The sequence below is a fragment of the Streptomyces sp. NBC_00078 genome, assembly GCF_026343335.1.
In the GTDB taxonomy this organism is placed as follows: domain Bacteria; phylum Actinomycetota; class Actinomycetes; order Streptomycetales; family Streptomycetaceae; genus Streptomyces.
Genome location: NZ_JAPELX010000001.1, coordinates 2,450,682 through 2,469,294 on the forward strand (window position 1 = coordinate 2,450,682; position 18,613 = coordinate 2,469,294).

The window sequence follows — 18,613 nt, forward strand, 5'->3', positions numbered from 1 at the left end:
GGCAACCGGCCGTCCGACAAACCGCCGGACACCGGCAGGGCGGCGATCCCGCCGGGGTGGACGGCGGCGGCCACGAGGTCCGCCGGGACCGAGTGAACGGGCGCACGCGCGTAGGCTCAGCCGGAGTGTTCGCCGCACCGGGACGGCCCCGCTGAGACCGCGCCCTCAGGTCGGATCTAGGGTCGGCTGTCGGGCCCGGTCGACCCACACAGATCGACCACAGGAACTTCACATCGGAAGCGAGAATTCACCACCGTGACTGCTCTCACTCTCAGCACCGCCGCGGCGCCCGGTCTTCGGGCCGATGCGATCGTGATCGGTGTGGCCAAGGGCACCGGCTCCACATCTGGGGACCTGGTCGTGGCGCCCGGCGCCGAGGCCGTGGACAAGGCCTATGACGGCAAACTCGCCGGCGTCCTGGAGACCCTCGGTGCCTCCGGCGCCGAGGGCGAGGTGACCAAGCTGCCCGCGCCCTCCGGCTTCAAGGCCCCCGTCGTGGTGGCGGTGGGCCTGGGCTCGCAGCCCGATAAGGACGCGAACGGGGCCGCCTTCGACGCCGAGGTCCTGCGCAAGGCGGCGGGCGCCGCCGCCCGTACCCTCGTCGGCGCCAAGAAGGCCGCCTTCGCCCTGCCGGTCGGGGACCCCTCCGACATCGGCGCGATCGGCGAGGGCGTGCTGCTCGGCGCGTACTCCTTCGACGCCTACAAGGACAACGGCAAGAACGAGAAGGCCAAGAACGGCAAGGCACCGCTCGCCGAGGCCACCCTCCTCGGCGGCAAGCCCCGCGACAAGGCGCACAAGGCGGCCGTCGAGCGCGCCACCGCCGTCGCCGAGGAACTCAACCGCGCCCGCGACCTGATCAACACCCCGCCGAACGACCTCGACCCGGAGGCCTTCGCCGCCGTCGCGCAGGCCGCGGCCAAGGAGCACGGCATCAAGGTGCAGGTGCTCGACGAGAAGGCACTGGAGAAGGGTGGCTACGGCGGCATCCTCGGCGTCGGCGCCGGTTCCGCAGCCGGCCCGCGGCTGGTGAAGCTGTCGTACACCTCCTCCAAGGCGAAGAAGCACCTCGCGCTCGTCGGCAAGGGCATCACCTACGACTCGGGCGGCATCTCGCTGAAGCCGGCGGGCCACAACGAGACGATGAAGTGCGACATGAGCGGTGCCGCCGCGGTCTTCGCGGCCGTCGTCGCCGCCGCGCGGCTCGGCCTTGAGGTCAACGTCACCGGCTGGCTGGCGCTCGCCGAGAACATGCCCTCGGGTTCCGCGACCCGGCCCGGTGACGTGCTGCGCATGTACAGCGGCAAGACGGTCGAGGTCCTCAACACGGACGCCGAGGGCCGGCTGGTGCTCGCGGACGCGCTGTGGGCCGCGTCCCAGGAGAAGCCGGACGCCATCGTCGACGTCGCGACGCTCACCGGCGCGATGATGCTGGCGCTGGGCAGCCGGACGTTCGGGATCATGGCGAACGACGACGCGTTCCGCTCCGCGGTGCACGAGGCCGCCGAGGAGGTCGGTGAGCCGGCCTGGCCGATGCCGCTGCCGGAGCACCTGCGCAAGGGGATGGACTCCCCCACCGCCGACATCGCGAACATGGGTGAGCGGATGGGCGGCGGCCTGGTCGCCGGTCTGTTCCTGCGTGAGTTCGTGGGCGAGGGCATCACCTGGGCGCACCTGGACATCGCGGGCCCGGCCTTCAACGAGGGCGGACCCTTCGGGTACACCCCCAAGGGCGGTACGGGTACGGCGGTACGGACGCTGGTGCGGCTGGCGGAGCTGACCGCGGCGGGCGACCTGGGCTGACGTCACGACGGGTGAGGGGGCTCCGCGCGCGGGTAGGGCGGAGCCCCCTCTTCTCTGCGCGCTCAGCCGGACGCGCCCTGCGCGCTCAACCGAACGTGGGACGTCTCACACACCGGCCCGGCGTCTCGTTCGCCCCCGACAAGTGCGAAGATGGGGCTCGGCAGGACAGGGCCCCCACCACAGGGCCGAAGAAAGAGCGGCCGGACACCAGCCGCCGACCGGTCACTGCTGACCGGCGTGGCGCACATGCATGGAGGACGTGACGTGGCGAACGACGCCAGCACCGTTTTCGACCTAGTGATCCTCGGCGGTGGTAGTGGCGGTTACGCCGCGGCGCTGCGCGGGGCCCAGCTGGGCCTGGACGTCGCCCTGATCGAGAAGGACAAGGTCGGCGGTACCTGCCTGCACCGGGGGTGCATCCCCACCAAGGCCCTGCTGCACGCGGGCGAGATCGCCGACCAGGCCCGCGAGAGCGAGACGTTCGGCGTCAAGGCCACCTTCGAGGGCATCGACGTACCCGCCGTCCACAAGTACAAGGACGGTGTCATCTCCGGCCTGTACAAGGGCCTGCAGGGACTCATCGCCTCCCGCAAGGTGACGTACATCGAGGGTGAGGGCCGTCTGTCCTCCCCGACCTCCGTCGACGTGAACGGCCGGCGCGTCCAGGGCCGTCACGTGCTCCTCGCGACCGGCTCCGTGCCGAAGTCGCTGCCGGGCCTGGACATCGACGGCAACCGCATCATCTCCTCGGACCACGCGCTCGTCCTGGACCGCGTCCCGAAGTCGGCGATCGTTCTTGGCGGCGGCGTCATCGGCGTCGAGTTCGCCTCCGCCTGGAAGTCCTTCGGCACGGACGTCACGGTCATCGAGGGCCTCAAGCACCTCGTCCCGGTCGAGGACGAGAACTCCTCCAAGCTTCTTGAGCGCGCCTTCCGCAAGCGCGGCATCAAGTTCAGCCTGGGCACCTTCTTCTCGAAGGCCGAGTACACCGCCGACGGCGTCAAGGTCACCCTGGCCGACGGCAAGGAGTTCGAGGCCGAGCTCCTGCTGGTCGCGGTGGGCCGCGGGCCCGTCTCGGCCGGTCTGGGCTACGAGGAGCAGGGCGTCGCCATGGACCGCGGCTACGTCCTGGTCGACGAGTACATGCGCACCAACGTGCCCACCATCTCCGCCGTCGGCGACCTCGTCCCGACCCTCCAGCTCGCGCACGTCGGCTTCGCCGAGGGCATCCTGGTGGCGGAGCGTCTGGCCGGCCTGAAGACCGTCCCGATCGACTACGACGGCGTGCCCCGGGTGACGTACTGCCACCCCGAGGTCGCCTCCGTGGGCATCACCGAGGCCAAGGCCAAGGAGATCTACGGTGCGGACAAGGTCGTCGCTCTGAAGTACAACCTCGCGGGCAACGGCAAGAGCAAGATCCTCAACACCTCGGGCGAGATCAAGCTCGTCCAGGTCAAGGACGGTGCCGTGGTCGGCGTCCACATGGTCGGCGACCGCATGGGCGAGCAGGTCGGCGAAGCCCAGCTGATCTACAACTGGGAGGCGCTGCCCGCCGAGGTCGCGCAGCTCATCCACGCCCACCCGACGCAGAACGAGGCGATGGGTGAGGCCCACCTGGCTCTGGCCGGCAAGCCCCTCCACTCGCACGACTGACCCTCGGTCGAAGAACGCGACGACACAGACTTCCGCACTAAGGAGCAACCGAAACCATGGCGGTTTCCGTAACCCTTCCGGCGCTCGGTGAGAGCGTCACCGAGGGCACTGTCACTCGCTGGCTGAAGGCCGAGGGCGAGCGCGTCGAGGCCGACGAGCCGCTGCTCGAGGTCTCGACCGACAAGGTCGACACCGAGATCCCCTCGCCCGCCGCCGGTGTCCTGGCGTCCATCAAGGTCGCCGAGGACGAGACCGTTGAGGTCGGCGCCGAGCTGGCCGTCATCGACGACGGCACGGGCGCGCCCGCTGCCGCCCCGGCCCCCGCTGCCGAGCCCGAGCCCGCCGCGGCTCCCGAGCCCGCCCCGCAGGCCGCTGCCCCGTCCACCGAGCAGGCGGCTCCGGCCCCCGCTCCCACCGCCGAGGCCGCTGCCGGCGGCGCCTCCGCCGAAGGCACGGACGTCGTCCTGCCCGCGCTCGGCGAATCCGTCACCGAGGGCACCGTCACCCGCTGGCTGAAGGAGGTCGGCGAGGAGGTCGCGGAGGACGAGCCCCTGCTCGAGGTCTCCACGGACAAGGTCGACACCGAGATCCCGGCGCCCGTCGCCGGCGTCCTGCTGGAGATCGTGGTCGGCGAGGACGAGACCGCCGAGGTCGGCGCCAAGCTCGCCGTGATCGGCGCGCCCGGTGCCGCTCCGGCGGCTGCCCCGGCCCCCGCCGCTCCGGCGCCCGCCGCCGCTGCCCCGGCAGCTCCGGCTCCGGCTCCGGCGGCTGCGGCGCCCGCTCCGGCCGCCCCGGCCCCGCAGGCCCCGACGGCTCCGGCCCCGCAGGCCCCGACGGCCCCGGCCCCGCAGCAGGTCACGACCCCGGCTCCCGAGCCGGTTCCGTCCGCCCCTGCTCCGGCGCCCGCCCCCGTCACCCCGGCTCCGGCTCCGGCTCCGGCTGCGACCGCCGGTGACGACGGCGCCTACGTCACCCCGCTGGTGCGCAAGCTCGCCGCCGAGAACGGCGTCGACCTGGCCGGCGTCAAGGGCACCGGCGTCGGCGGCCGTATCCGCAAGCAGGACGTCATCGCCGCCGCCGAGGCCGCGAAGGCCGCCGCCGCTGCTCCGGCTCCCGCTGCCGCCGCCGCGCCGGCCGCCAAGAAGGCGCCGGCCCTGGAGGCCTCCCCCCTCCGTGGCCAGACCGTCAAGATGCCGCGCATCCGCAAGGTCATCGGCGACAACATGGTCAAGGCGCTGCACGAGCAGGCGCAGCTGTCGTCGGTCGTCGAGGTCGACGTCACCCGCCTGATGAAGCTCCGCGGCAGGGCGAAGGACTCCTTCGCGGCCCGCGAGGGCGTCAAGCTCTCCCCGATGCCGTTCTTCGTGAAGGCGGCGGCCCAGGCGCTGAAGGCGCACGCGCCCATCAACGCCAGGATCAACGAGGGCGAAGGCACGATCACCTACTTCGACACCGAGAGCATCGGTATCGCGGTGGACTCCGAGAAGGGCCTGATGACCCCGGTCATCAAGCACGCGGGCGACCTCAACATCGCCGGTATCGCGAAGGCCACGGCGGAGCTGGCGGGCAAGGTCCGCGCCAACAAGATCACGCCCGACGAGCTGTCCGGCGCGACCTTCACCATCTCCAACACCGGTTCGCGCGGTGCGCTCTTCGACACGATCATCGTGCCGCCGGGCCAGGTCGCGATCCTCGGCATCGGTGCCACGGTCAAGCGCCCGGCGGTCATCGAGACCGAGGAGGGCACGGTCATCGGCGTCCGCGACATGACCTACCTGACCCTCTCCTACGACCACCGTCTGGTGGACGGCGCCGACGCGGCCCGTTACCTGACCGCGGTCAAGGCGATCCTGGAGGCGGGCGAGTTCGAGGTCGAGCTCGGCCTGTAAGCCTCAGCGGCCGTACGCTGGTGCCCCCGCCCGGAGTTCTCCGGGCGGGGGCACCAGCGTTTCCCGCATCTATCGCGGCGTCAGAGTGCGGTCGCTCCAGGCCCACAGGGTCTCCACCCACACCGGCCCCGGTGCGGGTCCTTACAGGCGGCGCGGATCTGCGAGGTGTAAGTCTCGTCTCACCTGCGGGAAAGCGCCCCCGTGCGCCCGTGCGGGATGCGCTTACGCCGGTGCGGGGGCTGCGTGCGATGCGGCCTTATTGTCTAAACTTGGTTTCCTCCAGGCGGTTTAGCCGCCAGGTGGTTCCTGCTTCGCCGCCCGCTGCCCCGGCTTGCGGGGTCTTACGTGGGCTCCACAGGCGTTTTATCTCTCCGCAGACCCTGCGGCGAGGAGGCGCCGTCCCTCGGCTCGAAGGTTGTTACACCAACGGTTCGACCAGGAGTCTCGACCGGATCCACCCGCCCCACCGAAGTATCCGACCTGCGCCGTTTAGAGTTGAGGTAAGCATTTCGGGGGGCCGAAGAGCCCCTCCCTAAGGAGCCCTCATGACCGCGCCCGTCGTCCACTCGCTGCGCGAGCAGATCCGCGAGCACATCGTGGAGGGGATCGTCAGCGGGCGCTGGAAGCCGGGCGAGCGGATCGTGGAGCGGCGGATCGCGACCGAGCTGGAGGTCAGTCAGACACCGGTGCGGGAGGCGCTGCGCGAGCTGGAGTCCCTGCGGCTGATCGAGTCGGCGCCGAACAAGGGCGTGCGGGTACGGAACCTGACGGCGGCCGACCTGGAGGAGAGCTACCCCGTCCGGGCCGGCCTGGAGGCGATCGCGGCGGAGCTGGCGGCGGAGCGGCTCGCGGAGGACTGCTCGGCCCTGGAACCGCACGTCGCCGCCCTCTACGAGGCCGACCGCAACGCCGACGGCACCGGCCAGGTGCGGCACACGGTCGGCTTCCACCGCGAACTGGTCCGTGCGGCCGGCAACTCGGTCCTGCTGCACACCTGGGAGGGCCTGGGCATCGAGGTGTTCACGGCGCTCTCGATCCGCTGGCTGGGGACGGTGCAGCAGTCGTACGCGGAGGAGCACGAGGAGCTGGTGGCGGCGTTCCGTCGCCGGGATCCGCGGATCGCGGAGATGGTGAAGGCACATGTGCTCGGGTGCGCGCCGCGGGCGTGAACCTTGAGCGAGGCAGCGCTCAAACGCGCCTCCGACCTGCGAAAACCCCGGAAAGTCGCGGCACCCGGTGCCTGCCCGAAAGGCACGCCGTGCCTACTTTCTCGTGATCAAGAGATTTTGCCCGCGAACCTTTGATCGATCATCGATCAGGGAGTTACAGTCTCCGACGGGCCACGCGGCGGAAGCCGCAAGGTGTTACAGCACCACAGAGCCTCACGCCCTGTCCTGCCAAAGACAAAGGGCATCCCCGAACCCTTGCCGATGAGGGAACCCCCTTCGACTGAGGAAGGCGGCGACATGACCGACCCCCACGCCATCCAGCCGAGCGAGCTCGACCAGCTCCCCGACCGGGACCCCGAGGAGACCGCCGAATGGCAGGCCTCGCTGGACGCGGTCGCCAAGGCGGCGGGCCCGCACCGTGCCGCGTACCTGATGCGCCGCACGCTGGAGCGCGCGGAGGGCAACGGCATCGCGCTGCCCAAGCTGCTCGAGACCGACTACGTCAACACCATTCCGACCGCCGCCGAGCCGGGCGTACCCGGTGACGAGGCGATGGAGTCCCGTATCACCGCGTGGAACCGCTGGAACGCGGCCGCCATGGTCACCCGGGGCGCCAAACACGGCGTCGGCGGCCACATCGCCACCTTCGCCTCCGCGGCCTGGCTGTACGAGACCGGCTTCAACCACTTCTTCAGGGGCAAGGAGGCCGACGGCTCGGGCGACCAGCTCTACATCCAGGGCCACGCCTCCCCCGGCATCTACGCCCGTGCCTTCCTCGACGGCCGGCTGACCGAGCAGCAGCTCGACAACTTCCGCCAGGAGGCGGGCGGCAACGGCCTCCCGTCGTACCCGCACCCGCGGCGCCTGCCCTGGCTGTGGGAGTTCCCGACGGTGAGCATGGGCCTCGGCCCCCTCTCCGCCATCTACCAGGCCCGCTTCAACCGGTATCTGACCGCGCGCGGCATCAAGGACGTCTCGGACTCGCACGTCTGGGCCTTCCTCGGCGACGGCGAGATGGACGAGCCGGAGTCCACGGCGGCACTCGCCCTGGCCTCCCGCGAGGGCCTGGACAACCTGACCTTCGTCATCAACTGCAACCTCCAGCGCCTCGACGGCCCGGTCCGCGCGAACTTCAAGATCGTTCAGGAGCTGGAGGCCCAGTTCCGCGGCGCCGGCTGGAACGTCGTCAAGACGCTGTGGGGTACGGCCTGGGACGAGCTGTTCCAGCTGGACACCACCGGTGCGCTCGTACGGCGCCTGCGCGAGGTACCCGACGCCCAGGTGCAGACGTACCAGACGCGCGACGCGGCCTACATCCGCGCCGACTTCTTCGGCAAGGACCCGGCGCTCGTCGAGATGGCGAAGCTGCTGAGCGACGACAAGATCCTCGCGTGCTTCCACCTCTCCCGCGGCGGCCACGAGTCCCGCAAGGTGTACGCGGCCTACAAGTCGGCCCTGGACCACAAGGGCGCTCCGACCGTCATCCTGGCCCAGACCGTCAAGGGCTTCACGCTCGGTGAGGGCTTCGCGTCGAAGAACGCCAACCACCAGATGAAGAAGCTGACGGTGGACGAGTTCAAGAAGATGCGTGACCTTCTCGAACTCCCGGTCTCGGACGCGCAGTTCACCGACGGGCAGGTGCCCTACGGCCACCCGGGCGCCGACTCCCCCGAGGTCCGCTACCTCCAGGAGCGCCGCGCGGCGCTCGGCGGTCCGGCCCCGGCCCGCCGTCTCCACGCGCTCCCCCCGCTGCCCGCCCCGGCGGAGAAGGCCTTCGCCTCCTTCGACAAGGGCTCCGGCGCCCAGAACATGGCGACGACCATGGCCTTCGTCCGCCTGGTCAAGGACCTGGTCCGCGACAAGGAGACCGGGAAGCGCTGGGTGCCGATCGTCCCCGACGAGGCGCGCACCTTCGGCATGGAGTCGCTGTTCCCGTCCCTCGGGATCTACTCCCCCAAGGGCCAGACGTACGAGCCGGTCGACCGCGACCAGCTGATGTACTACAAGGAGGCCAAGAACGGCCAGATCCTCAACGAGGGGATCACCGAGGCCGGTTCGATGGCCGACTTCATCGCCGCGTCCACCGCGTACTCCACGCACGGCGAAGCGATGATCCCGTTCTACATCTTCTACTCGATGTTCGGCTGGCAGCGCACGGCCGACCAGATGTGGCAGCTCGGCGACCAGCTCGGCCGCGGCTTCCTCGTCGGCGCCACGGCCGGCCGTACGACGCTGACGGGCGAGGGCCTGCAGCACGCCGACGGTCACTCGCCGGTGATCGCGGCGACCAACCCGGCGGCGCTGTCGTACGACCCGGCGTTCGCGTACGAGGTGGCGGCGATCGTCAAGGACGGTCTGCGCCGTATGTACGGCGAGGCGACCCCGGGTGAGGACCAGAACGTCTTCTACTACCTGACCGTCTACAACGAGCCGCTGCCGCAGCCGGCGAAGCCGTCCGCACCCGGCATCGACGAGGGCATCGTCAAGGGCCTGTACCGCTTCAACACGGCCGAGTCGGCGGGGCTGACGCCGGTGGCCAACGCGCCGCGCATCCAGCTGCTCGGCTCCGGCACGGCGATCCACTGGGCCCTCACCGCGCAGCGGCTGCTCGCCGAGGAGTGGGGCGTGGCCGCGGACGTGTGGTCGGCGACCTCCTGGACGGAGCTGCGCCGCGACGCGCTGGCCGCCGACGCGGCACTGCTCCAGGGCGAGGAGCGGGTCCCGTACCTCCGCCAGGCGCTGCAGGGCGCCGAGGGCCCGGTGCTCGCGGTCTCCGACTACATGCGCCAGGTCCCGGACCAGATCGCGCAGTGGGTGGACCAGGACTACTCGTCGCTCGGCGCCGACGGCTTCGGTCTCTCGGACACCCGCGAGGCGGCCCGCCGCCACTTCGGCGTCGACGCCGAGTCGATCGTCGTGGCGGCCCTGGCCCAGCTCGCCCGGCGCGGCGAGGTCAAGGCGACGGCGGTGAAGGAAGCACGCGCGAAGTACGGGCTGTAGGCCCGCGCTGGTGTGGGGCCCGGCGGCTGACGGCCGTCGGGCCCCACACCGTTTCCCGGCCGTTTGTCGGCTGCGGCCCCCACCGGCCCGCAGCCGAACACGCGCCCCACCCCGCTCAACCCCGCCCAAGCCGCGGAGCGCCCCGGCATCATGGCCGTATGCGTGCTGCCCGGCTCATCAAGATGGTGCTGCTGCTCCAGTCCCGCCCCGCCATGACCGCCGCCGAGCTGGCGCGGGAGCTGGAGGTGTCCGAGCGGACCGTGACGCGCGACGCGCAGGCGTTGTCGGAGGCGGGCGTTCCGGTGTACGCGGACCGTGGCCGGGCGGGCGGCTACCGGCTCATCGGCGGGTATCGCACCCGGCTGACCGGGCTGGCGCGGAGTGAGGCCGAGGCGCTGTTCCTGTCCGGCGTCCCGGGGGCGCTGCGGGAGATGGGTCTGGAGGACGCGGCGTCCGCCGCCCGGCTGAAGGTGTCGGCGGCCCTGCTCCCCTCCTTGCGGGACGCTTCCCGTGCGGCGGCGCAGCGCTTCCATCTGGACGCCCCGAACTGGTTCGCCGAACCGGGGACACCCCCGCTGCTGCCCGCGGTGGCCGACGCGGTGTGGGACGACCGCCGGATCACCGCGCGCTACCGGAGCCGGGAGACCGAGGTGGAGCGGGTGCTGGAGCCTTACGGGCTCGTGCTCAAGGCGGGCGTCTGGTACGTGTGCGCGCGGGTCACCGAGGGTGGTTCCTTCCGGGTGTACCGGATCGACCGGTTCACGGCGGCGGAGGCGGGCGGGGAGCGGTTCGAGCGGGACGAGGAGTTCGATCTGCCCGCCTTCTGGGCGGAGCGGGCCGCGCAGTTCGCGCGGTCGATCCTGCGGGCCGAGGTGGTGGTGCGGGTCTCCGCCGACGGGGCGCGAAGGCTTCCGTACGCCGTCGATCCCGCCTCCGCGCGGGAGGCCCTCGCCGAGGCGGGCGCCCCGGACGAGGAGGGGTGGCTGACGGTGACGCTCGCCGTGGAGTCGGAGAAGGTCGCCCACGCACAGCTCGCGGGGCTCGGGCCGGAGGTGGAGGTGCTGGCTCCGCCGAGCCTGCGGGCGCGTTTCGCCGATGACGCGATACGACTGGGCCGTCTGTACGGGACATAACAATCCGCCGCACTCCACGTGCGCCCCACCCTCCCAGGGCCGATGCTGTACCCGTGATGGACGAGACGGAGTTCTGGGAGCTGGTGGACGCCACCCGCGAGGCCGCCGAGGGCGACCCCGAGGAGCAGGCCGACCTGCTCGTGGACCGGCTGCTCCAGCTGGACCCGGACATGGTCCTCGACTTCGCCCGTCACTTCGAGGCCCGTTACAACCGCGCCTACCGGTGGGATCTGTGGGGCGCCGCATGGGTCCTGCTCGACGGGGCGAGCGACGACGCGTTCGACTTCTTCCGTTGCTGGCTGATCGGGCAGGGGCGGGAGGTGTACGAGGGGGCCGTGCACCACCCCGACGCCCTGGCCGAACTGCTGGACGACTTCGACGAGGAGATCGACGGGGACGGGGAGGAGCTGGGCTACGCGGCCGACGAGGCCTACGAGCAGCTCACCGGGACCGTCGCCCCCGACCTCGGGATCCCGCCCGCGGCCTCCGAACCGGAGGGGGCGTCGCTCGACTTCGAGAACGAGCGGGTGCTCGCGCAGCGCTATCCCAAACTGTGGGAACGCTTCAGGGGCTGACGTTCACGACTTCATCACTGGGGGGACCTTGGCCCGCATTCCGTACCCGGAGCGTCCCGCGGACGCCGTAGCCGCACTGCCCGTGCCGCTCAACGCCTTCCGCATGCTCTCCCATGCCACGCCGCTGACGGGCCCGGCGATCGACCTGGGCATGGCCGTGCTCCGTGAGTCGACGCTCCCGGTGCGGTTGCGCGAGCTTGTCGTGATGGCCGTCGCGAGCGGGACGCGGTGTGCGTACGAGTCCGCCCAGCACCACCCGATCGCGCTGCACGCGGGGGCGACCCCCGCACAGCTGACGGCGATCGCCGAACGGAGGGCGGGCGGCCCGGAGTTCGACGAGCCGGAGTCGGCGGCGGTGACCGCCGTGTTCGAGCTGGTCGACCGGCACACCCTGGCCGAGGACACGCTGGCGGCTCTTCGCGCCCGCTTCACCGATCGGCAGGTGGTCGAGATCGTCACCACGGTCGGCTACTACGTCATGCTGGCGGGCCTCATGAACGGGCTCGGGGTGGACATCGACCCGTCCGGCGAGCAGTTCCTCGGACTGTCCGGCGGCGACCGCCCGCAGTGAGGCACCAGGCACTCAGGCCACGGACGTACCCCGGCGCCCGGTGTCGGAGGGGATGTGGGCCTGCGTCCGGTCCGCCTTCACGACGTGCATCGGGGCCGCGTTGGCCTGGTGGAGCGCGGACGCGGTGACGGCGGCCGGGCCCAGGACCACGGCGGCGGCCGCGCAGAGCGCCGCCCAGGCGCCGTGGGAGCTCCGGATCCGGCCGTCCGTCTTGTGCGGGATGCCGTGGTGACTGTTCACTTCTTCCCCACCTCCAGTCAGTGCGTGTGCATGACGATAGGGAGGCTGCCTCGGGACGATCCGTGAGGCGGCTACGAGAAACCTGTGAGGCCCTGCCCATGACCAGCCCCCACGTGAAGGAGATCACCCGCGAGGAACACCTGGCCCACCTCCGGCTGTACCCCGACACGAGCCATCTCCAGATACCGGAGTGGGGCGACGTGAAGCCCGACTGGCTGGCGGAGAGCGTCGGTTGGTTCGAGGGGAAGCTGCTGGTCGCGACGGCGCTCGTGCTGTACCGGCCGCTGCCCGGAACCCGGCGCTTCCTCGCCTACCTCCCCGACGGGCCCGCGATCGACTGGCGCTCCCCGCGACTTCAGCGGTGGCTGGATCCGCTCGTCGCCCATCTGGAGGGGCGCGGGGCGTTCTCTGTCCGGATCGGACCGCCGCTCGTCGTACGCCACTGGGAGGCGCCCGGTGTCACCGCGGGCATCGCCGACCCCGACGTACGCCATCTCCACGATCTGCCGGCGGACGGCCTCGACGGGTATGCGCTGGACGTGGCGGAGCGGCTGGGGCGGCTCGGGTGGCGGCGGTGCGAGGAGGACGACGGCAGCGGCTTCGGGCTCGGCCAGCCGCGCTACGGCTGCCACATCCCGCTCGCGGGCCGCTCGGTGGACGAGCTGCGCGAGGCCCTGGCACCGCACTGGGAGCAGTCGTTGAGAACGGCCGAGGAGGCGGGTGTCCGCGTCGGCTGGGGCTCGGCCGCCGATCTGCCCGCATTCCACCGCCTCTACGCCTCGACCGCCGCCCACGACGGCTTCAAGGCCCGCCCACTGGACTACTTCCAGCGCATGTGGAAGGCCCTGAACGCCGAGGACGACGACCAGGTGCGGCTCTATCTCGCCGAGTACGACGGCGAGGTGCTCTCCGCGGCACTCATGATCAACGTCGGCTCCCGTGCCTGGCACTCGTACGCCGCGTCCGGCCGCAGGGGACGTGAACTGCGGCCCAGCAGCGCGCTGTTGTGGCGGATGCTGTGTGACGCGCGGCTGGCGGGAGCCGAGACGTACGACCTGCGCTCCATCACCCCTGCCCTCACCGAGGACCGCCTGCTGGGCAGGCTGCGCTTCAAGACGGGAGCGGGCGGCCGGGCCGTGGAGTACCTCGGGGAGTGGAAGCTCCCGGTGGGCAGCCAGGGCAAGGTGCTGCAACGGGCACTGGGGGCGTATCTCGGACGCAGGTGAGGGCGCGGGCGCTGTCCGCAAGTGCCCCCGGCGGGCAACGTTTGCGCGACGGGGCGAACGTTGCCCGCCGGGGCGCTAGGGAATCCGGCCCTGCTAGGGAATCCGGCCCTGCAGCCGTGCCGCCTGCTGTCTGATCGCGGGAAGGCGGGCACTGAGCGCGGCGCCGGGGCAGCTCGTCATGTAGGCGTCCTTGTGGCCGGCCAGGGCGGGCAGGGTGGCGGTGGTGCCGGAGGTGTAGCGGCTGAGGCTGTTGCTGGAGACCAGATGCACCTCGGCGCGCGGGTCGACGTCGGCGAGCCCCAGCTTCCAGGCGGCGACGGCGGCGATCGAGTCCGTCATCGCCTTCGGCACGGCGGCGCCGGCCGTGAAGGTGCCGATGGCGGCGATGCCGGCCGAGCGGTGGTTGAAACCCTGGGTGTGGGCGCCGGTGACGGGGCGGTCGACGCCCCCCGCGCGGCCCTCGTAGATGGTGCCGCAGCGGTCGACGAGGAAGTTGTAGCCGATGTCGTCCCAGTTCCGGGCGCCGGTCTGGCCCGCGTAGAGGTAGCGGATGATGCGCGGCACGTCGGCGCAGTCGTAGCCGTTCGGCGAGTCGGTGTGGTGGACGAAGACCGCGACGACCTTGTCGTCGTAGCGCGGGGGCGGTTGGGCGTGCCGGGTGAGGGAATCCAGCCAGGCCGATCTGGGCACGATGTGCGGCTTGGTCGCGGGGTGCAGGGCGGCGGGGCGGGCCGCGACCGGCGGCCGGCGGCCCGCGCCCGTGTGTCCGATGCCGTCGGCGCAGAGGATCAGTCCGAGGACGGCGGCCAGTCCGGGCAGCCAGGCGAGCAGCCGCCGCGCGGCGCGGGGTATGCGCGCTGCGCCGGCCTGCCGTGCTCCTGGAGATCTGCGGACACGCATGACTTCACTTTCGGCCGGATCCGCTCCGTCCGCGATGTGTGCTGTGCCACCCGGTGGAACCATCGTCCTGGTCCGAGGCGTTTTTCCTGATGCACGCACGCGTGGCCGGATCCCGCCGCCACGCGCGCGTGGCTGATCACTGGGCCCGTCCCGCGCGTAATAGGGAGTCTGAGAGAAAGGCGGCTTCGTGGACCTGCTCGACATCCTGCTGTTGCTGGTCGTTGTGGCCTACGCGGCGTCCGGCTACCGGCGCGGACTGGTGGCCGGCTGTGTCTCCCTCGCCGGGTTCGTCGGCGGCGCGGTCCTCGGCGTGTGGCTCCTGCCCTGGATGATGGACCTGGTGACGGCGGGGACGACCCGGGCGACCGTGACCGCGGTGCTGACCGTGCTGGTCCCGGCCGTGGTGGGGCACGAGCTGGCGGGGCGGCTCGCGCTGCGGCTGCGCCGGGAGCTGGGCCGTGCCAGTCTCGGTCCGCTCAGGGTGGCCGACGGGGTCGGCGGGGCCGCGGCGAACTCGGTGGCGGTGCTGATCGTGGCGTGGGTCGCCGCGAGCGTGCTCGGCGCCTCCTCCTCGCCGCTGCTCACGACGGCGATCCGGGACTCGACGCTGCTCGGCGCCGTACAGAACGCCATGCCGGACACGACCCCCACCTGGTTCTCCCGGGCCACGACCGCGCTCACCCAGGCGGGCTTCCCCCAGGTCTTCAACCCGTTCGAGAACGAGTCGACGGCCGAGGTGGCGAGGCCCACCGGCGACAGCGTCACGGCGAGCGCCACGAGCGCGGCCAAGCTGAGCACGGTGAAGATCGAGGGCGTCTCCGGCGACCAGGGCCGCGAGGGCAGCGGGTTCGTGTACGCACGCGACCACGTCATGACCAACGCGCACGTGGTGGCCGGCATCGACCTCCCGAGCGTGCGCATCGGCGGGGTCGGGCGGTCGTACGAGGCACGGGTGGTGCTCTTCGACCCCGACAAGGACGTGGCCGTGCTCTACGTGCCCGGGCTGCGCGCACCGGTCCTGAAGTTCGACGACAGCGCAGCACGCGGGGACTCGGCGGTCGTGGCCGGCTACCCGCAGGACGGCGACCTGAACCTCCAGGCGGCGACCGTCGCGAACCGGGTGCGGGCGAGGGGCCAGAACATCTACAGCGACGCCATGGTGACCCGCGAGATCTACTCGATCCGCTCCACCGTCCGGCCCGGCAACTCCGGCGGCCCGCTGCTGACGACCGCCGGCCGGGTCTACGGCGTCGTCTTCGCGCGCTCGACCTCGGACAACGAGACGGGTTACGTGCTGACGGCGGCCGAGGTCGCCTCCGACGCCGAGCGCGGGGCGAGGGCGACGGCGACGGTCGACACGGGCGCACTGGTCACGTCATGACCGGTCGGAGAGCGCACCCCGTGCCGGTCAGAGAGCGCACCCCATGAGGACGTCGTCCACGTACTCGCCCTCCAGCAGGAACTCGCCGGGAAGGATCCCCTCGACCACGAACCCCTCGGCTTCGTAGAGCCGCCGTGCCGGGGTGTTGTGCCCGAGCACTCGCAGGGTGAGGCGGCGTGCGCCGTGCTGCCGGGCCTCGATCCGCACGGCCCGCAGCAGCGCCCGTCCGACTCCGCTGCCGCGCGCCTCCTCGGCGACGGCGAGCCCCTGGATCTGGCGGACGTGGGAATTGCACACGAGGGGTGTCGGACGGCCGAGCCGGACGTAACCGGCGACCGCGCCGTCCAGCTCGGCGACGAGGTGGTCCCTGGGCCCGAACCGCTCGTTGAAGAAGGGTTCGTAGGGCGGCTGCGGTCGCGGCTGGACGGAGTGCAGCGGGGACCAGGTGACGCGGTCGAGCAGGCCCAGCGTCTCCTCGTCGTCGAGGGTGGCATGGCGTATGTACGGAACCGGCATGGCGGCAACCCTACGTCCGCCACTCAAGCAGAATGGAGGCCATGAAACCTTCCCGAATCGTGGTGGCCGGTGCGTCCGGGCTCATCGGTGGCGCACTGGTGCGATCGCTGACCGCCGAGGGGCACGAGGTGGTGCGGCTGGTGCGCCGGGCTCCCCGGGCGAAGGACGAGGTCCGCTGGGACCCGGAGGGCGGACGCGTGGATCCGGCCGGGCTCGCCGGGTGCGACGCCGTGGTCAACCTCGCGGGCGCGGGTGTGGGCGACCGCCGCTGGACGGACGCGTACAAGGCCCGGATCCGGTGCAGCCGGGTCCTCGGCACCGCGACGCTGGCCGAGGCGGTCGCCGCGCTGGAGAAGAAGCCGCGGGTGTTCGTCAACGGCAGCGCGATGGGCTTCTACGGCGAGACCGGCGACCGGGCGGTCGACGAGAGCGCGCCGCCCGGGACGGGGTTCCTGCCGGAGCTGTGCGTGGAGTGGGAGGGCGCGGCGGCACCGGCGCAGGAGGCGGGCGTACGCACCGTGTTCACGCGGACGGGGCTGGTGGTGGCCCGCGAGGGCGGGGCCTGGGGGCGGTTGTTCCCGCTGTTCAAGGCGGGGCTCGGGGGGAGGATGGGCGACGGGCGGCAGTACTGGTCGTACATCTCGCTGCATGACGAGGTGGCCGCGATCCGGCATCTCATCGACACCGACGGGCTGTCCGGGCCGTTCAACCTCACCGCCCCGAACCCGGTGACGAACCGGGAGATCGCCGCGGCCATGGGGCGCGTGCTGCACCGGCCGACGCTGTTCCCGGTGCCCGCTCCCGTGCTGCGGACGGTGCTCGGCGAGATGGCGGGGGATGTGCTGGGCAGTGCGCGGGTGCTGCCGAAGCGGCTGCTGGAGTCCGGCTTCACGTTCGCGTTCCCGGACATCCAGGAGGCGATCAAAGCCGCACTGTGACCGTATGCGACCGCCGTGCGACCGTGCTCTGCCCATGCGCGACTGTTCTTGACCGGTTACCACCTTAACCTCGACCCGAACTCGGGTATTCCCAGAGCCTGTTGGGGGCATGACGTCTCCACCGGCCGCGCAACCTCGGGGAGGGGCACGTGCTTGAGCCCGCGTACCAGGCGGACGTCGTGATCGTGGGAGCCGGGGTCGCCGGACTCTCGGCGGCGCATCGGCTGACCAGCGCAGGAGTGACGACCGCCGTCCTGGAGGCCGCCCCCTGCGTGGGGGGCCGCATGTCGACGGAGAAGGTCGACGGCTTCCGGCTCGACCGGGTCGGCCAACTGCTGTCCACGGCGTATCCCGAGCTACGGCTGACACCCGGACTGGACGCGCTCGTGCTGCGTTCCTTCGCTCCGGGCGTCCTGCTGCACAGCGACGGACGCCACCATCGCGCGCTGCCTCCGGCGAGCGCAGGGGGCGCAAGGGGCGCACTCCACGCCGTACGCGCCCTGGCGAGTGCCCCGGCGAAGAGCGCTCCCCGGTCCGGCGCCCCGCTCGGCACCGCCGTCGACCAGGCCCGTCTCGGCACCGCGCTCGCCCGGCTCGCGACGACGCCGATCGAACGGCTGCTGTCCCGGCCGGAGTTGCCCGCCGCCCAGGCCCTCGCGGCCCGTGGTGTCCCCGCCCGCACGATCGACGGCTTCGTGCGCCCGCTGCTCGCCGCCCTGCTGTGCGACCCGGAGCTGACCACGTCCAGCCGGTGCGCCGACCTCGCGCTGCGCGCCTTCGCGTGCGGGCGGCTGTGTCTGCCGGAGGGCGGTGCGGAGATGCTCCCGGAGCTGCTCGCCCGGGCGCTGCCACCGGGCACCGTGCACACCGGCGTCCGGGTCACCTCGGTCTCCACGAGCGCGGTGACCACGGCCGAGCACGGCGTGATCCGCTGCCGGGCAGTCCTGCTGGCCACGGACGCGCGCGCCGCCGCCGAACTCCTGCCGGGCCTGCGCGTACCGGACTTCCACCCGCTGACGGTGCTGCACCACACCACGGACGAGCCACCGACGACGGGCGCGTCCCTGCTCCTGGACGCCGACCGCGGCGGCCCTGTCGCGCACACGGCGGTCGTGAGCGCGGTGGACCCGAGCCGCGCGCCCGCGGGTCGCGCCCTCATCTCCTCGACGGTCCTGGGTACTCCCCCGGTCGACCTGGACACCGCCGTACGCATGCATCTCGCACGCCTCTACGGCACCTCGACCCGGCGCTGGGAATCCCTGGCCGTCCACCACACCCCCGACGCCGTGCCCGCCATGCGCCCCCCGCACGACCTACGCCGCCCGGTGCGCCTCCTGGCCGGCCTCTACGTCTGCGGCGACCACCGGGACACCAGCACGGTCCAGGGAGCCCTGCACTCCGGCCACCGGGCCTCGACGGCGATCCTGACGGACCTGGGAGCGGCAGGTTCCCTGCACGGGGCAGACCCCGCCCCCACAACCCAGGCCGCCTGAAACGCGCCCCGAAAGGGGCGCGGGGCTCGTATCGATGTGCGGCTCCGCCGCGTGCACCGGAGGCCCCCCGGCCTGAGGCTGGGGGGCCGGGTGCGGGCCCTCGTACCGGACGTACCGGGGCCTGCG

15 protein-coding genes are annotated in these 18,613 nt (G+C 72.0%); 12 read left to right on the forward strand and 3 right to left on the reverse strand.

Going from position 1 to position 18,613, the window contains the following annotated elements; all coding sequences use genetic code 11:
- Positions 1-255 precede the first annotated feature (255 nt).
- The 8 genes from OOK07_RS11475 (at position 256) to OOK07_RS11510 (ending at position 11,793) form a co-directional block, all read left to right on the forward strand.
- Positions 256-1,803 (forward strand): leucyl aminopeptidase, encoded by a 1,548-nt coding sequence (locus tag OOK07_RS11475; protein ID WP_266796222.1) that lies wholly within the window; start codon positions 256-258, stop codon positions 1,801-1,803.
- A gap of 264 nt (positions 1,804-2,067) precedes the next feature.
- Positions 2,068-3,456 carry a dihydrolipoyl dehydrogenase gene (lpdA, locus tag OOK07_RS11480; protein ID WP_266679417.1) on the forward strand — a complete coding sequence of 463 codons (1,389 nt, stop codon included), beginning with the start codon at positions 2,068-2,070 and terminating at the stop codon, positions 3,454-3,456.
- 56 nt (positions 3,457-3,512) lie between these two features.
- Positions 3,513-5,345, forward strand: coding sequence for a 2-oxoglutarate dehydrogenase, E2 component, dihydrolipoamide succinyltransferase (gene sucB, locus OOK07_RS11485; RefSeq protein ID WP_266796224.1), 1,833 nt, complete (start codon positions 3,513-3,515; stop codon positions 5,343-5,345).
- Between the two features lie 545 nt (positions 5,346-5,890).
- The gene (locus OOK07_RS11490) at positions 5,891-6,514 is read left to right on the forward strand and encodes a GntR family transcriptional regulator (RefSeq protein WP_266679421.1); all 624 of its coding nucleotides are present in this window, start codon (positions 5,891-5,893) and stop codon (positions 6,512-6,514) included.
- 297 nt (positions 6,515-6,811) lie between these two features.
- Positions 6,812-9,514, forward strand: coding sequence for a pyruvate dehydrogenase (acetyl-transferring), homodimeric type (gene aceE / locus OOK07_RS11495; RefSeq protein WP_266796226.1), 2,703 nt, complete (start codon positions 6,812-6,814; stop codon positions 9,512-9,514).
- 158 nt (positions 9,515-9,672) lie between these two features.
- Entirely contained in the window at positions 9,673-10,647 is a 975-nt protein-coding gene (locus OOK07_RS11500; RefSeq protein WP_266796228.1) for a helix-turn-helix transcriptional regulator, read from the forward strand.
- A 56-nt stretch (positions 10,648-10,703) separates the two neighbouring features.
- Positions 10,704-11,222, forward strand: coding sequence for a DUF4240 domain-containing protein (locus OOK07_RS11505; protein ID WP_266683474.1), 519 nt, complete (start codon positions 10,704-10,706; stop codon positions 11,220-11,222).
- 28 nt (positions 11,223-11,250) lie between these two features.
- A complete protein-coding gene (locus tag OOK07_RS11510; RefSeq protein WP_266796231.1) occupies positions 11,251-11,793 on the forward strand; it encodes a carboxymuconolactone decarboxylase family protein in 543 nt (180 codons plus the stop codon).
- A gap of 12 nt (positions 11,794-11,805) precedes the next feature.
- On the opposite strand, the gene OOK07_RS11515 is transcribed toward OOK07_RS11510, so the two are convergent.
- Positions 11,806-12,033, reverse strand: coding sequence for a hypothetical protein (locus OOK07_RS11515; RefSeq protein ID WP_266679428.1), 228 nt, complete (start codon positions 12,031-12,033; stop codon positions 11,806-11,808).
- Between the two features lie 98 nt (positions 12,034-12,131).
- Between OOK07_RS11515 and OOK07_RS11520 the strand changes: the two genes are divergently transcribed.
- A complete protein-coding gene (locus OOK07_RS11520; protein ID WP_266679430.1) occupies positions 12,132-13,259 on the forward strand; it encodes a lipid II:glycine glycyltransferase FemX in 1,128 nt (375 codons plus the stop codon).
- A gap of 93 nt (positions 13,260-13,352) precedes the next feature.
- On the opposite strand, the gene OOK07_RS11525 is transcribed toward OOK07_RS11520, so the two are convergent.
- Entirely contained in the window at positions 13,353-14,159 is an 807-nt protein-coding gene (locus tag OOK07_RS11525) for a peptidoglycan recognition protein family protein (RefSeq protein WP_266679432.1), read from the reverse strand.
- Positions 14,160-14,346: 187 nt separating this feature from the next.
- Here OOK07_RS11525 and OOK07_RS11530 point away from each other — a divergent pair, with 187 nt between their 5' ends.
- Positions 14,347-15,540: a MarP family serine protease gene (locus OOK07_RS11530; RefSeq protein ID WP_266679434.1), complete on the forward strand. Its 1,194-nt coding sequence runs from the start codon at positions 14,347-14,349 to the stop codon at positions 15,538-15,540.
- A gap of 27 nt (positions 15,541-15,567) precedes the next feature.
- On the opposite strand, the gene OOK07_RS11535 is transcribed toward OOK07_RS11530, so the two are convergent.
- The gene (locus tag OOK07_RS11535; RefSeq protein ID WP_266796234.1) at positions 15,568-16,056 is read right to left on the reverse strand and encodes a GNAT family N-acetyltransferase; all 489 of its coding nucleotides are present in this window, start codon (positions 16,054-16,056) and stop codon (positions 15,568-15,570) included.
- A gap of 41 nt (positions 16,057-16,097) precedes the next feature.
- Between OOK07_RS11535 and OOK07_RS11540 the strand changes: the two genes are divergently transcribed.
- Both OOK07_RS11540 and OOK07_RS11545 read left to right on the forward strand, forming a co-directional pair.
- Positions 16,098-16,994 (forward strand): TIGR01777 family oxidoreductase, encoded by an 897-nt coding sequence (locus OOK07_RS11540; protein ID WP_266796236.1) that lies wholly within the window; start codon positions 16,098-16,100, stop codon positions 16,992-16,994.
- 149 nt (positions 16,995-17,143) lie between these two features.
- Positions 17,144-18,487: an NAD(P)/FAD-dependent oxidoreductase gene (locus OOK07_RS11545; RefSeq protein ID WP_266679440.1), complete on the forward strand. Its 1,344-nt coding sequence runs from the start codon at positions 17,144-17,146 to the stop codon at positions 18,485-18,487.
- Positions 18,488-18,613 lie beyond the last annotated feature (126 nt).